The organism is Pseudomonas sp. SDO5532_S415, from assembly GCF_054071155.1.
Genome location: NZ_JBSVWS010000163.1, coordinates 1 through 13360 on the forward strand (window position 1 = coordinate 1; position 13360 = coordinate 13360).

Here is a 13360-nt window from a genome sequence, read left to right on the forward strand (position 1 = left end):
AGCAGGCTCGCTCCCACAAGGACCTCATCAATCCTGTGGGAGCGAGCCTGCTCGCGAAGGGGATATCACAGACACTTGAATTCTTTCAGGTTGTCGCCTCAACCGTTCCAATGAAGTTCGCCAGCTCCGCCGTCTGCGGGTTGGCAAACAACACTTTCGGATCCCCGACCTCATGCACCAGCCCTTGATGCATGAACACCAACTTATCCCCAACCTCCCGGGCAAAGCGCATTTCGTGGGTGACCATGATCAATGTCATGCCTTCCTTGGCCAGTTGCCGAACCACGCTTAGCACTTCGTTGACCAGTTCCGGGTCCAGGGCCGAGGTGATTTCATCGCACAGCAACACCTTCGGCGACATTGCCAGGGCCCGGGCAATCGCCACGCGCTGTTGCTGTCCACCGGACAGTCGGTCGGGGAAGGCATCGAACTTCTCACCCAGGCCAACCCGCTCCAGCATCTGCCGTGCCCGTTCGGCGGCCTGGGCTTTCGGGACTTTCTGCACCACTTGTGGCGCGAGCATCACGTTCTCGCCCACTGTCAGGTGCGGGAACAGATTGAACTGCTGGAACACCATCCCGACTTTCTGTCGCAGGCTGCGCAGGTCGGCGCGGGCGGCGTCGAGGTATTCGCCGTCGACCTCGATGACGCCGTCGTTGATCGATTCCAGGCCGTTGAGCGTGCGCAGCAAGGTCGACTTGCCCGAGCCGCTGCGTCCGATGATCGCTACCACCTGGCCTTCCTCGACGCTCAGGTCGATGCCTTTGAGCACATGGTGATCGCCGTAGTATTTATGCAGGGCGGAAATTCTAAGCAGAGGCATGCAGTCTCCTTTCCAGGTAGCGCGCACTGAGGGACAGGGGATAACAGAGCAGGAAGTAACCGAGGGCCACGAGGCCGTAGACCATGAAGGGTTCGAACGTCGCGTTGGCGAGCATCCCGCCGGTCTTGGTCAATTCGGTGAAACCGATGATCGAGGTCACGGCGGTGCCTTTGACCACTTGCACCGAGAATCCTACGGTCGGCGCCACCGCGATACGCAAGGCCTGCGGCAGGATCACGTAGCGCAGTTGTTCCAACGGGTTCAGCGCCAGGCTCGACGAGGCTTCCCACTGGCCGTTAGGGATCGACTCGACGCAACCGCGCCAGATCTCCGCCAGATAAGCGCTGGTGAACAGCGTCAACGCGATCGCCGCCGCCATCCACGGCGAAATTTCCAACCCGGCCAGCGCCACGCCAAAGAACACCAGGAACAGCTGCATCAACAACGGCGTGCCCTGGAACAGTTCGATGTAAGTGCGCGCGAAGCTGCGTGGCAGGGATTTTTTCGAGATGCGCATGACCATGATCAGCAAACCGATCAGCCCGCCGCCAATGAATGCCACCAACGACAGCGCCAGCGTCCATTGCAAGCCCGTGAGCAAATTGCGCACGATGTCCCAGAAAGTGAAATCGCTCATCGGCTGCTCCTCGCTATGAAGCGCTGGCCGATCCAGTTCAGCAATTGACGGATAAGCAGCGCCATGCACAGGTAGAGCAACGTGGTCAGGGCGTAGGTTTCAAAGGCGCGGAAGTTGCGCGATTGAATGAAGTTGGCGGCGAAGCTCAGCTCTTCGGTGGCGATCTGCGAACACACCGCCGAGCCGAGCATGACGATGATGATCTGGCTGCTCAGGGCCGGCCAGACCTTGCTCAGCGCGGGCAGCAGCACCACATGGCGGAAGGCTTCGAAGCGCGTCATCGCCAAGGCCGCGGCGGCTTCCAGTTGGCCTCGGGGGATCGCCTGAATGCCGGCGCGGATGATTTCTGTGGAATAAGCCCCCAGGTTGATCACCATTGCCAGCACCGCTGCCTGCCATTCGGAGATCTGCACGCCCAGGGAAGGCAGGCCGAAGAAGATGAAAAACAACTGCACCAGAAACGGTGTGTTGCGGATCAATTCCACGTACACCGCGAAAACTCCGGCGAACGGGCGAATGTTCCACGCCCGCACCAGCGCCCCGACGATGCCCAGGCCCACCCCCAGCACTGCGCCGATGGCCGTCAGCTCAAGGGTGAACAGCGCTCCGCGCAACAGCAGGTCGGTGTTGTGCACCACGGGCAAGAAATCGAACTGATAAGCCATAGCGTGTCTCCTGCGCGCCGAATCAAAGGTCGGCCGGCAGCGGTTCTTTCAACCAGGTCAGGGCATTTTTCTCCAGCGCGCCATCGCTTTTGGCGCTGACGAGGATCTGGTTGACCTTGTCCAGCAACGCCGGCTCGTTCTTGTTCACGCCCACGTAGACCGGTGAATCCTTGAGCTTCACTTTCAGCGCCGGCACGCGTTTGGGGCTCTTTTCGCTGATCGCGACCATCACCACGTTGCCGCTGGCGATCAGATCAACCTGGCCGGCCAGGTAGGCGGCGATGGTCGAGTTGTTGTCTTCGAAGCGCTTGATGGTTACGCCCTCGGGGGCGACCTTGGTCAGCTCGATGTCTTCGATGGCGCCGCGAGTGACGCTGATGGTTTTGCCCTTGAGGTCGTCCAGGCTTTTTACGTTGGCGTCTGGTGGGCCGAACACGGCGAGGTAGAACGGTGCGTAGGCCCGGGAGAAATCGATGACTTTTTCCCGCTCGGGGTTCTTGCCCAGGCTGGAAATCACCAGGTCGACCTTACCGGTGGTGAGGAACGGGATGCGGTTGGTGCTGTTGACCGGGGTCAGTTCGAGTTTGACCTTGAGCTGGTCGGCCAGCAGTTTCGCGGTGTCGATGTCCAGGCCACGGGGCTTCATGTCCGGACCGACCGAGCCGAAGGGCGGGAAGTCCTGAGGCACGGCGACCTTGAGGACGCCGCGTTTGACCACATCCTCCAGGCCGTCGGCGTGGGCGGGTGCCTGGATCAGCATCAGGCTGGCAAACAGGGCAGCGAGGAGGGCGCTGTAACGCTGGGTCATGGCAAATCTCCGAATCGGCGAGGAGTGATTTCTGCGATTCGACAGAGCACGGGCCATGCCAATCTGTGGGAAAGAGCTCGGCAGGCCCCGGTTTCAAAGGGTTTGTTCGGTCTTACTGGTCTGAACAGTCAAGTAGGATTTCGCACTTCGATAGCGCATCGGCAGCAAGGGCCGAACCCCCATGGGGCACGACTTGCCGGACGCCGCGAATAGCTTTACAACTGACCGCACATTGGCCTGGCTCGTCTGGAAAACCATGAACTCGATCTCCCGCGCCGTACCTGAAGTGGCGCTGCAAGCCATCCGCAAACTGATCACCGAGCAAGGCTTCGGCCCGGGCGATGCCTTGCCCTCGCAACGGGACCTGGCGCTGCAATTGGGGGTCAGTCGGGCGTCGTTGCGCGAGGCATTGTCGTCGCTCAGTGCGCTGGGCGTCATCAGCATCCAGCCGGGCAAAGGTGTATTCGTGCAGTCGCCGGTGGATCTGCCGCGAGGCGAGGCGACACCCGGTTGGCCTTTCGCGGCGCAGGCGTCGCCATTGGATATTTTCCAGTTGCGCTACGCGCTGGAGGGGTTTGCCGCGGGGTTGGCCGCCGTGACGTTGAGTACCGATGAGCTCGATGCGCTGGAAGACAATGTCGCCGCCATGCGTGGCGAACTGAAGGCTGGCGACTTCGAAGCCGCGGCGCGCCTGGACTTCGAATTCCACCGGCGCATTCTGCTGGCCAGCGGCAATCAGGCGATGTTGAGTATCCTGACCGCCAGCGCCGACATCTTCCTGGAAAGCCAGAAGCTACCGTTCATCCGGGCCGAAAGGGCCATGGAAACGTGGCAGGAACACCGCAAAATCCTTCGCGCGCTGGCTCGCCGGGCCTCTGGCGCTGCGCAGAAGGCCATGCACGAACACGTACGCAACGCGGCGCTGCGCACCGGAATCGCCTTCGTCGCTCCCGCCACGGCGTGACCCGGGCTATACCCAAACTCATGGACCACCATAGCGAGACTCAATCAACTGCGGCTTCCTGAACACGGGAAGGGCAGCTATGATGGGCCACGTTTTTTTGCTTACAACCCTGGAGAATTCCATGAGCAGCGATCTTATCAAACACGTTAGCGACGCTAGCTTCGAGGCCGACGTACTCAAGGCTGAAGGCGCTGTACTGGTCGACTACTGGGCTGAGTGGTGCGGCCCTTGCAAAATGATCGCTCCTGTTCTGGACGAAATTGCCGAGACCTACAAAGGCAAGCTGACCGTTGCCAAACTGAACATCGACGAAAACCAGGAAACCCCGGCCAAGCATGGCGTGCGTGGTATCCCGACCCTGATGCTGTTCAAGAACGGCAACGTTGAAGCGACCAAGGTCGGCGCACTGTCGAAGTCGCAACTGGCGGCTTTCCTCGACGCCAACATCTAAGCGTCGTTGTAACCTGTCATCGAAAAGGCCCCGCAAATAGCGGGGCCTTTTCGTTATTGAGGGCTAGACGCTCCGAAACTCAGGTGATACATTCGGCCCCGCACTGGTTTCTCCATTGCCCCCTGCTAGCCGTCGCCGACGCTCTCCTTTTCGAATAAGTACGCGATCCTGTCGCCTTCTCCGCGGCGCGGCCTCATTAAGCCAAAAGCTTAATTTCCCCCCTCCATAAATGATTACGTCATTCCTATATGAATCTGACTGAACTCAAGCAAAAGCCGATTACCGAACTGCTCGAATTGGCCGAACAGATGGGCATAGAAAATATGGCCCGTTCGCGCAAGCAGGACGTGATTTTCTCCCTGCTCAAGAAGCACGCGAAAAGCGGCGAGGAAATCTCCGGTGATGGCGTGCTGGAGATTCTCCAGGACGGCTTCGGCTTCCTGCGCTCCGCTGACGCTTCCTATCTCGCCGGCCCGGACGATATCTACGTCTCGCCGAGCCAGATCCGCCGCTTCAACTTGCGCACCGGTGACACCATCGTTGGCAAGATCCGCCCTCCAAAGGAAGGCGAGCGTTATTTCGCGCTGCTCAAGGTCGACACGATCAACTTCGACCGTCCGGAAAACGCGAAAAACAAGATTCTCTTCGAGAACCTGACCCCGCTGTTCCCGACCGTGCGCATGAAGATGGAAGCCGGCAACGGTTCCACCGAAGACTTGACCGGTCGCGTGATCGACCTGTGCGCCCCGATCGGCAAAGGCCAGCGCGGTCTGATCGTTGCACCGCCGAAAGCGGGCAAGACGATCATGCTGCAGAACATCGCCGCGAACATCGCGCGTAACAACCCTGAAGTTCATCTGATCGTGCTGCTGATCGACGAGCGTCCGGAAGAAGTAACCGAAATGCAGCGCACCGTGCGCGGCGAAGTGGTTGCCTCGACGTTCGACGAGCCGCCAACCCGCCACGTGCAGGTTGCCGAAATGGTGATCGAGAAGGCCAAGCGCCTGGTCGAACACAAGAAGGACGTGGTGATCCTGCTCGACTCCATCACCCGTCTGGCCCGTGCCTACAACACCGTGATCCCGAGCTCCGGCAAGGTACTGACCGGTGGTGTCGATGCCCACGCCCTGGAAAAACCGAAGCGTTTCTTCGGCGCCGCGCGGAACATCGAAGAAGGCGGCTCGCTGACCATCATCGCCACCGCGCTGGTTGAAACCGGCTCGAAGATGGACGAAGTGATCTACGAGGAATTCAAAGGCACCGGCAACATGGAGCTGCCTCTGGATCGCCGCATCGCTGAAAAACGCGTCTTCCCGGCCATCAACATCAACCGTTCCGGCACCCGCCGTGAAGAGTTGCTGACTGCCGACGACGAGTTGCAGCGCATGTGGATCCTGCGCAAGCTGCTGCACCCGATGGACGAAGTCGCGGCCATCGAATTCCTGGTCGACAAGCTGAAAACGACCAAGACCAACGATGAGTTCTTCCTGTCGATGAAGCGCAAGTAAGTCGATAGTCCAGCCAGAAGCCGGGGAAACCCGGCTTTTTGCTATCTGAATTTTGATGATCTGGCAGTTCGTTGTTCTGAACCGAGGGGTTCGGCGCTAAACTGCCTGCCCCCGAACGCCACGGCCAACACGAGGCTCACGCATGCAGTATCGCGACTTGCGCGACTTTATCAGCGGGCTGGAAAAGCGCGGTGAACTCAAGCGCATCCAGGTTCCGGTGTCCCCAGTACTCGAAATGACCGAGGTCTGCGATCGCACCTTGCGCGCCAAGGGTCCGGCCCTGCTTTTCGAAAAACCCACCGGTTTTGATATCCCCGTGCTCGGCAACCTGTTCGGTACCCCCGAGCGCGTTGCATTGGGCATGGGCGCCGAAGCGGTCAGCGAGCTGCGCGAGATCGGCAAATTGCTGGCGTTCCTCAAGGAGCCCGAGCCGCCGAAAGGCCTTAAAGACGCCTGGTCCAAGCTGCCGATCTTCCGCAAGATCATCTCGATGGCGCCTAAAGTCGTCAAAGACGCGATCTGTCAGGAAGTGGTCATCGAAGGCGACGACGTCGATCTGGCGAAGTTGCCGGTGCAGACCTGCTGGCCGGGCGACGTCGCACCGCTGATCACCTGGGGTCTGACCGTCACCAAGGGTCCGAACAAAGACCGGCAGAACCTCGGTATCTACCGGCAGCAGGTGATTGGCCGCAACAAAGTCATCATGCGCTGGCTGAGCCATCGTGGCGGCGCGCTGGATTACCGCGAGTGGTGCGAGAAGCACCCCGGCCAGCCGTTCCCGGTCTCCGTGGCGCTGGGTGCCGATCCCGCGACCATTCTTGGCGCCGTCACGCCGGTGCCGGACAGCCTCTCCGAATACGCCTTCGCCGGTCTGCTGCGTGGTAACCGCACCGAACTGGTGAAGTGTCGCGGCAACGACCTGCAAGTGCCGGCCACCGCCGAAATCATCCTTGAAGGTGTGATCCATCCGGGCGAGATGGCCGATGAGGGGCCGTACGGCGACCACACCGGTTACTACAACGAAGTCGACAGCTTCCCGGTGTTCACGGTCGAGCGCATTACCCATCGCATCAAGCCGATTTATCACAGCACCTATACGGGGCGACCACCGGATGAGCCGGCGATTCTCGGCGTGGCGCTCAACGAAGTGTTCGTGCCTATCCTGCAGAAGCAGTTTCCGGAAATCACCGACTTCTACCTGCCGCCCGAAGGCTGTTCGTACCGCATGGCCGTCGTGACCATGAAGAAGTCGTATCCGGGGCATGCCAAGCGGGTAATGCTTGGTGTCTGGTCGTTTTTGCGACAGTTCATGTACACCAAGTTCGTTATCGTCACTGACGACGATATCAACGCGCGGGACTGGAACGATGTGATCTGGGCCATCACCACGCGTATGGACCCCAAGCGCGACACGGTGATGATCGAGAACACGCCGATCGACTACCTCGACTTCGCCTCGCCGGTCTCCGGCCTGGGTTCGAAGATGGGCCTCGATGCCACGCATAAGTGGCCAGGCGAAACCACGCGTGAATGGGGTCGGGTGATCGTCAAGGACGACGCCGTGACCCAGCGGATCGATGCCATCTGGAATCAGTTAGGAATAGATTGATGCGTGTAACCTTGCAGCCCTCCGGAGCAGTGCTGGATATCTTGCCCGGCGAGCGGATTCTCGATGGCGCACGGCGTCTGGGCTATGAATGCCCGCAAAGCTGTCGCAACGGCAATTGCCACGTGTGCGCGGCGCTGCTGGTCGAAGGCAGTGTCGAACAGGCCGGGCATGTGCGTGACCATGGCGAGTTCTACACTTGCATAGCAGAGCCGCTGGAAGACTGCATCGTGCTGTGGGATGGCGTGCTCGCGCTGGGAGAATTGCCGGTGCGCAGTCTGTCGTGTCAGGTCACCAGTTGCACCGAGGTCGGTGGTGATACCTGGCGGGTGCGGCTGCGGGCGCCAGCCGGCAAGCCGCCGCGCTACCACGCCGGGCAGTACCTGATGATCCACCGGGAAAACGGCGAAAAGTCGTCCTTTTCCCTGGCCTCGGCGCCTTCGGGCGGGCGTGATCTGGAAATCCACGTGCTGGCGCGCGAGGCCAGTGCACAAAGCTTGATCAAACAGCTGCAGCGCGACTCGCTGGTGCGAATCGACATGCCGTTCGGTGATGCACACCTGGCCGAGTTGCCGGACGGTCCATTGGTGTTGATCGCCGCGGGCACCGGCATGGGCCAGATTCATGGCCTGATCGAACATTGCCGCGCGACCGGCTTCAAGCACCCGGTTCATCTGTATTGGGGCGTGCGTCGTCCAGAAGACTTCTACGAAGTCGAACATTGGGATGAGTGGCTGAAGCTGCCTAATCTGTTCCTGCACAAAGTCGTCAGCGATCACTGCGGTTGGCAGGGGCGTTGCGGCATGTTGCATGAAGCGGTATGCGAAGACTTTCCCGACCTCAAGGCCTTGCACGTGTATGCCAGTGGTTCGCCGGCGATGGTCTACGGCACGCTGGATGCGCTGGTCGAGGCGGGGATGGATGCGCACCAGATGCGCGCCGACGTGTTTGCGTATGCGCCGCGCTCTTGATCCCAGATCCCGACGCCATCCCTGTAGGAGCGAGCTCTGCTCGCGATGGTCGTCACGATTGCGCGGGGCATCTGGCTGTCCGCGGTGTTCTTGAGTCCATCGCGAGCAGAGCTCGCTCCTACAGGGTTTATAACCCTCTATATAGCCCATCGGTATTTATAAAAACTTATAAATGTCGGTAGGTTATATCTGGTTCAAGTGATTAATTAAGAGTTGCGCCAATGCGCTTCAATTACTTGAATACATATGTGCCTTATAGCTACAGCGGTGCGTTCTATTTAGTAATTGTTTGTTCGCGGGGAGCTGAACGCTATTCGCCATGAGCGCCATTGAATCTTCGATTTTGAACCTGGCTTACCCGCCGCGGCTCGACCTGGGGCCGCAGCTCACCCATGAACAATTGCTCAGCTCGATGCAATCGACCATGGCGCGCCACAAGGGCGGGCCGGTGTGGCTATTCGCTTACGGATCGCTGATCTGGCGCCCGGAGTGCACAGCGGTCGAGCGAGTGCGCGGGCGTGTGCATGGCTACCATCGCGGTTTGTACCTGTGGTCCCACGAACATCGCGGCACCCCGGAAATGCCCGGGCTGGTGTTCGGCCTGGATCGCGGCGGCTCTTGCAGCGGATTCGCCTATCGCTTGCCGGAAGAACAACTGGACGCTTCGTTGTATGCACTGTGGAAGCGCGAGATGCCTTTTCCATCCTACCGCCCGCACTGGCTCAACTGCCGGCTTGAAGACGGCAATCAGGTTCAGGCCTTGGGATTTGTTCTGGAGCGGCATCTGCCCAGCTACGCAGGCAACTTGCCGGATCACGTGTTGAGTCACGTGTTCGAAAACGCTTGCGGGCGTTACGGCACCACTCGCGATTATGTCGAGCAGACCGCCCACGCCCTGCGAAGCCACGCCATGCCAGACCGAAATCTGGAGGCGCGGCTCAAGCGCTGCAAATCAAAGGTTGATCAGGCGATCGCTTCGCGGCTCTGACTGGCGACTTGCTTGTGCCACAGCGTTGGTGCAAGGAAAGCCATTGCCAGCAGGCAGGCACCGATCAACAGAACGAAACCGCCGTCCCAGCCGAAATGGTCCACGGTGTAGCCCATCGCTGCACTGGCTGCGACCGAACCACCCAGGTATCCGAACAGACCGGTGAAGCCGGCAGCCGTACCGGCGGCTTTCTTCGGTGCCAGTTCCAGCGCTTGCAGGCCGATCAGCATCACCGGGCCATAGATCAGGAAGCCGATGGAAACCAGCGCGATCATGTCGACCGTCGGGTTGCCGGCCGGGTTGAGCCAGTACACCAGCGTCGCCACGGTCACCAGTGCCATGAACACCATGCCGGTCAGGCCACGGTTGCCACGGAAGATCTTGTCCGACATCCAGCCGCACAGCAGCGTGCCCGGAATACCGGCCCACTCGTAGAAGAAGTACGCCCACGACGTCTTGTCCACGGTGAAGCCCTTGGCTTCCTTGAGGTAGGTCGGTGCCCAGTCCAGTACGCCATAGCGCAAAAGGTAGACAAAGACGTTGGCCAGGGCGATGTACCAGAGCATTTTGTTGCGCAGCACGTATTTGACGAAGATTTCCTTGGCGCTGAATTCTTCTTCGTGGCTGGCGTCGTAGCCTTCCGGGTAGTCATTCTTGTACTTCTCGATCGGCGGCAGGCCGACCGATTGCGGGGTGTCGCGCATGGTGATGAAGGCAAACACCGCCACCGCCATGGCCACCGCCGCCGGCACGTAGAACGCCGCGTGCCAGTCGTTGAACAGGCCCATGCCGATCAGGAACAGCGGGCCGATCAAGCCGCCGCCAACGTTGTGTGCCACGTTCCACAGCGACACCACGCCGCCGCGTTCCTTCTGCGACCACCAGTGCACCATGGTCCGCCCACTCGGCGGCCAGCCCATGCCTTGCGCCCAGCCATTGATGAACAGCAGGACGAACATGATGGTCACGCTGGACGTCGCCCAATGCGTAAAACCGAAAATGAACATTACTGCAGCCGAGACCATCAGGCCGAACGGCAGGAAGAAGCGCGGGTTGGAACGGTCGGAAACAATGCCCATCAGGAACTTGGACAAGCCGTAGGCAATGGCAATCGCCGACAACGCCACGCCCAGCTCACCGCGGGTGTAACCCTCTTCGATCAGGTAAGGCATGGCCAGGGAGAAGTTTTTGCGCAGCAGGTAATAACCGGCGTAACCGATGAAGATACCGGCGAAGATCTGCCAGCGCAGGCGTCGGTAGGTGCTGTCTATTTTTTCTTCAGGCAGTGGAGCCTGATGTGCGGCAGGACGAAAGAAAGCAAACATTCAAAAGCTCCAGTTTTCTTGTTTTGACTGCGGATGCGAATATTACAGTTTCGTTACCGAAAATAGCACTGGGTCTCATCGACCAAATAGCGGAAATGTTGGAAGTCGAGCGTTCCTTTATGAACATGTCGCTCAGACATAAATGAAAGACGGTGTAGGAAGGGTTACCTGGTGCCGCAATGAGACGCCTGATTCTTCCGGAGTAGGGCAGGTGTTTGGGAAATGTCCTGCATGGCTACCGGAAGCCATGACCTTCAGCCCAAAGCCTTCGATCTTTACCCTTTGTCCTGCTGCCAGGTCTGGCAATTCAGGTGCGAAGGGGAGGCGTTATGCGGTGGGTGGTTTGTGTGGTGCTGTTGTTGGTGTTGTCTGTTGAAAGCAGAGCGGGCGAGGTGTTTCTGATACCGGAGCACAACCCCAAGCCGATTTACCCGCCAGCGCTGCAACGGGCCGGGATCATCGGCAATGTCCGGGTCAGGTTCGTGGTCCATGCCGATGGTTCAGTCAGCAAAGTGAGCATTTTGCAAAGCGACCACCCTGATCTTGCCGAGGCGACCCGGGTTGCGGTAGGTCAGTGGCGGTTCAAGCCCTGGACGATCGAGGGGGACAAGCCAGCCGAGCAGGAAGTGATTGCGCCGATGATCTTCGGGTTCGACTCAGCGCTGCCACTTCACCTCAATGAATGGCTCAAGGCGTTGAAATGCCGCGAACTCAACGAAATCACCGTTAACACCCCGGAACACGCCTGGGCTGATACCCCTGCGTTCCACTACACCCGTGCCTATCTATCGAACGCCTTTTCTACGACAACGTTGCCTAATGAGCGGCGCCTGGCGCTGATAGCCAGGATGAACAGGAAAGTCCCGATCATTGTCAGGCAATGCCTGAACAGCCCGGTTTCCAGATATGTGAGGTTTTTGCCGGAGGAGATTCGCAAGTTGCTTTAGTGTTGTCCGGTCTGGACAGTGTCAGCGGCTGTCCAGACCGATTTTGGGGAGTCGTCAGCGAACCTGCACCACCACCTTACCGACCGCCTTGCGCTGGCCAAGATCATTGATGGCTTGTGCGGCATCACTCAGCGGATACACCTGCGACACCAGCGGCTTCAATTTGCCTTCGGCAAACCAGCCAAACAATTGCTGGAAGTTCGCCGCGTTGTCCTGTGGCTGACGCTGGGCAAACGAGCCCCAGAACACACCGAGTACGGCTGCGCCTTTAAGCAGGGCGAGGTTGACCGGGAGTTCGGGAATGCGACCGCTGGCGAAGCCGACCACCAGCAGGCGGCCGTTCCAGGCGATAGCGCGGATGGCCTGGTCGAACAGGTCGCCGCCCACCGGATCGTAGATCACGTCGGCGCCCTGGCCATCGGTCAGACGCTTGATTTCATCCTTGAGGCTGGTTTCGCTGTAGTTGATCAGTTCATCGGCACCGGCAGCCTTGGCCACGGCCAGTTTTTCGGCGCTGCTGGCGGCGGCGATCACCCGGGCGCCCATGGCCTTGCCGATTTCCACTGCTGCAAGGCCGACACCGCCCGAGGCGCCGAGTACCAGCAGGGTTTCACCGGGTTGCAGGTTGCCGCGCTGCTTGAGCGCGTGCATCGAGGTGCCGTAGGTCATGCTGAAGGCGGCGGCGGTATTGAAGTCCATGGACGGCGGGATCGGCAGCACGTTGTAGCCCGGCACTGCGACCTGTTCGGCAAAGCTGCCCCAGCCCGTCAGGGCCATGACCCGGTCGCCGACTTTCAGGTGGCTGACTTTTTCGCCCACTGCGCTGACCACGCCGGCCGCTTCGCCGCCCGGGGAAAACGGGAAGGGCGGTTTGAACTGGTACTTGCCCTCGATGATCAGCGTGTCCGGGAAATTCACCCCGGCGGCGTGCACGTCCAGCAGGATTTCGTTCTTCTTCGCGACAGGACTGGCGACGTCTTCCAGCACCAGCGATTCGGCAGGGCCGAAGGCTTTGCACAGCACGGCTTTCATCAGGGCTATTCCTTTGGGAGTGATGGCCGATAAGTGTAGGTGTGTGAGTCAACGGGTCAACGAGCATGCCCCGCCCTGATAGTCAGCCATAAGCTTGTGCTTGAACGACGGGTCGTTATGCTAGGCCGCAAACCGGATAAGGAGTGAATTGTGAAAGCGTGGATCATGTTGATGCTGGCCCTGTCCCTGCCTGTGGCAGCGGTGGCCGAAGAAGCCAAAGAAGGTGCGGCGCCGAAGGTCAATTACATCACCCTGAGCCCGCCGTTCGTGGGTAACTACGGATTGGACGGCACGCCAAAACTCAAGGTCTACAAGGCCGACGTGGCGTTGCGTGTGACGGGCGACGAGGCGACCAAGGCGGTCAAGGCCAACGAGCCGTTGATTCGTAATCAGCTGGTGGCGCTGTTTGCCCAGCAGACCACCGAGACGATGAACAACGTCGAGGCCAAGGAAAAGTTGCGTCAGGAAGCACTGAAGCAGACCCAGCAGGTCATGAATGATGAGACCGGGAAACCGGTGGTTGAGGATCTGTTGTTCAACAACCTCATCATCCAGTAAGTCGTTCGCTGTCCGGGCGGGGCTCTTCGCGAGCAGGCTCGCTCCCACATTTGAATCGATAACCCTGTGAGAGCGAG

At 59.7% G+C, this 13360-nt stretch carries 14 protein-coding genes; 8 read left to right on the forward strand and 6 right to left on the reverse strand.

Going from position 1 to position 13360, the window contains the following annotated elements; all coding sequences use genetic code 11:
- Positions 1 to 85: 85 nt before the first annotated feature.
- Genes ACW9HW_RS24840 through ACW9HW_RS24855 form a run of 4 tightly spaced genes read right to left on the reverse strand, consistent with a single transcriptional unit; the run spans position 86 to position 2933 of the window.
- The gene (locus tag ACW9HW_RS24840; protein ID WP_095196257.1) at positions 86 to 823 is read right to left on the reverse strand and encodes an amino acid ABC transporter ATP-binding protein; all 738 of its coding nucleotides are present in this window, start codon (positions 821 to 823) and stop codon (positions 86 to 88) included.
- A complete protein-coding gene (locus ACW9HW_RS24845) occupies positions 810 to 1460 on the reverse strand; it encodes an amino acid ABC transporter permease (RefSeq protein ID WP_095196258.1) in 651 nt (216 codons plus the stop codon). Before ACW9HW_RS24845 ends, ACW9HW_RS24840 begins: the two co-directional genes overlap by 14 nt.
- Positions 1457 to 2125, reverse strand: a complete 669-nt coding sequence (locus ACW9HW_RS24850; RefSeq protein ID WP_095196259.1) for an amino acid ABC transporter permease — start codon at positions 2123 to 2125, stop codon at positions 1457 to 1459. Before ACW9HW_RS24850 ends, ACW9HW_RS24845 begins: the two co-directional genes overlap by 4 nt.
- A 22-nt stretch (positions 2126 to 2147) precedes the next feature.
- Entirely contained in the window at positions 2148 to 2933 is a 786-nt protein-coding gene (locus ACW9HW_RS24855) for a transporter substrate-binding domain-containing protein (RefSeq protein ID WP_095196260.1), read from the reverse strand.
- 256 nt (positions 2934 to 3189) lie between these two features.
- Here ACW9HW_RS24855 and ACW9HW_RS24860 point away from each other — a divergent pair, with 256 nt between their 5' ends.
- From ACW9HW_RS24860 to ACW9HW_RS24885, 6 genes are all read left to right on the forward strand, one after another.
- Entirely contained in the window at positions 3190 to 3897 is a 708-nt protein-coding gene (locus ACW9HW_RS24860) for a FadR/GntR family transcriptional regulator (RefSeq protein WP_095196261.1), read from the forward strand.
- A gap of 121 nt (positions 3898 to 4018) precedes the next feature.
- Entirely contained in the window at positions 4019 to 4348 is a 330-nt protein-coding gene (gene trxA, locus ACW9HW_RS24865) for a thioredoxin TrxA (protein WP_003206727.1), read from the forward strand.
- Positions 4349 to 4596: 248 nt separating this feature from the next.
- Positions 4597 to 5856 carry a transcription termination factor Rho gene (rho, locus tag ACW9HW_RS24870; protein WP_003206716.1) on the forward strand — a complete coding sequence of 420 codons (1260 nt, stop codon included), beginning with the start codon at positions 4597 to 4599 and terminating at the stop codon, positions 5854 to 5856.
- A gap of 142 nt (positions 5857 to 5998) precedes the next feature.
- A complete protein-coding gene (gene ubiD, locus ACW9HW_RS24875) occupies positions 5999 to 7465 on the forward strand; it encodes a 4-hydroxy-3-polyprenylbenzoate decarboxylase (RefSeq protein ID WP_095196262.1) in 1467 nt (488 codons plus the stop codon).
- On the forward strand, positions 7465 to 8433 hold the full coding sequence (locus ACW9HW_RS24880; protein WP_095196263.1) for a CDP-6-deoxy-delta-3,4-glucoseen reductase: 969 nt from the start codon (positions 7465 to 7467) through the stop codon (positions 8431 to 8433). Before ubiD ends, ACW9HW_RS24880 begins: the two co-directional genes overlap by 1 nt.
- 319 nt (positions 8434 to 8752) lie before the next feature.
- Positions 8753 to 9421 (forward strand): gamma-glutamylcyclotransferase, encoded by a 669-nt coding sequence (locus tag ACW9HW_RS24885; protein ID WP_095196264.1) that lies wholly within the window; start codon positions 8753 to 8755, stop codon positions 9419 to 9421.
- Here the strand turns inward: ACW9HW_RS24885 and glpT are convergent.
- The gene (gene glpT / locus ACW9HW_RS24890) at positions 9397 to 10746 is read right to left on the reverse strand and encodes a glycerol-3-phosphate transporter (protein ID WP_095196265.1); all 1350 of its coding nucleotides are present in this window, start codon (positions 10744 to 10746) and stop codon (positions 9397 to 9399) included. The two genes, ACW9HW_RS24885 and glpT, sit on opposite strands and share 25 nt — an antisense overlap.
- Positions 10747 to 11075: 329 nt before the next feature.
- Here glpT and ACW9HW_RS24895 point away from each other — a divergent pair, with 329 nt between their 5' ends.
- Positions 11076 to 11693 carry an energy transducer TonB gene (locus ACW9HW_RS24895; RefSeq protein WP_095196266.1) on the forward strand — a complete coding sequence of 206 codons (618 nt, stop codon included), beginning with the start codon at positions 11076 to 11078 and terminating at the stop codon, positions 11691 to 11693.
- A gap of 54 nt (positions 11694 to 11747) precedes the next feature.
- Here ACW9HW_RS24895 and ACW9HW_RS24900 read toward each other — a convergent pair whose 3' ends face one another.
- Positions 11748 to 12725, reverse strand: coding sequence for an NADPH:quinone oxidoreductase family protein (locus ACW9HW_RS24900; RefSeq protein WP_095196267.1), 978 nt, complete (start codon positions 12723 to 12725; stop codon positions 11748 to 11750).
- Positions 12726 to 12875: 150 nt separating this feature from the next.
- On the opposite strand from ACW9HW_RS24900, the gene ACW9HW_RS24905 reads away from it, so the two are divergent.
- Positions 12876 to 13283: a flagellar basal body-associated protein FliL gene (locus ACW9HW_RS24905; protein WP_095196268.1), complete on the forward strand. Its 408-nt coding sequence runs from the start codon at positions 12876 to 12878 to the stop codon at positions 13281 to 13283.
- Positions 13284 to 13360: the final 77 nt, after the last annotated feature.

Bases quoted from the DNA above. Each gene is read 5' to 3' on its own strand.
- rho (WP_003206716.1), top strand. From the start codon at position 4,597: ATGAATCTGACTGAACTCAAGCAAAAGCCGATTACCGAACTGCTCGAA.
- ACW9HW_RS24840 (WP_095196257.1), bottom strand. From the start codon at position 823: ATGCCTCTGCTTAGAATTTCCGCCCTGCATAAATACTACGGCGATCAC.
- ACW9HW_RS24850 (WP_095196259.1), bottom strand. From the start codon at position 2,125: ATGGCTTATCAGTTCGATTTCTTGCCCGTGGTGCACAACACCGACCTG.
- ubiD (WP_095196262.1), top strand. From the start codon at position 5,999: ATGCAGTATCGCGACTTGCGCGACTTTATCAGCGGGCTGGAAAAGCGC.
- glpT (WP_095196265.1), bottom strand. From the start codon at position 10,746: ATGTTTGCTTTCTTTCGTCCTGCCGCACATCAGGCTCCACTGCCTGAA.
- ACW9HW_RS24860 (WP_095196261.1), top strand. From the start codon at position 3,190: ATGAACTCGATCTCCCGCGCCGTACCTGAAGTGGCGCTGCAAGCCATC.
- trxA (WP_003206727.1), top strand. From the start codon at position 4,019: ATGAGCAGCGATCTTATCAAACACGTTAGCGACGCTAGCTTCGAGGCC.
- ACW9HW_RS24900 (WP_095196267.1), bottom strand. From the start codon at position 12,725: ATGAAAGCCGTGCTGTGCAAAGCCTTCGGCCCTGCCGAATCGCTGGTG.
- ACW9HW_RS24885 (WP_095196264.1), top strand. From the start codon at position 8,753: ATGAGCGCCATTGAATCTTCGATTTTGAACCTGGCTTACCCGCCGCGG.
- ACW9HW_RS24855 (WP_095196260.1), bottom strand. From the start codon at position 2,933: ATGACCCAGCGTTACAGCGCCCTCCTCGCTGCCCTGTTTGCCAGCCTG.
- ACW9HW_RS24880 (WP_095196263.1), top strand. From the start codon at position 7,465: ATGCGTGTAACCTTGCAGCCCTCCGGAGCAGTGCTGGATATCTTGCCC.
- ACW9HW_RS24895 (WP_095196266.1), top strand. From the start codon at position 11,076: ATGCGGTGGGTGGTTTGTGTGGTGCTGTTGTTGGTGTTGTCTGTTGAA.
- ACW9HW_RS24845 (WP_095196258.1), bottom strand. From the start codon at position 1,460: ATGAGCGATTTCACTTTCTGGGACATCGTGCGCAATTTGCTCACGGGC.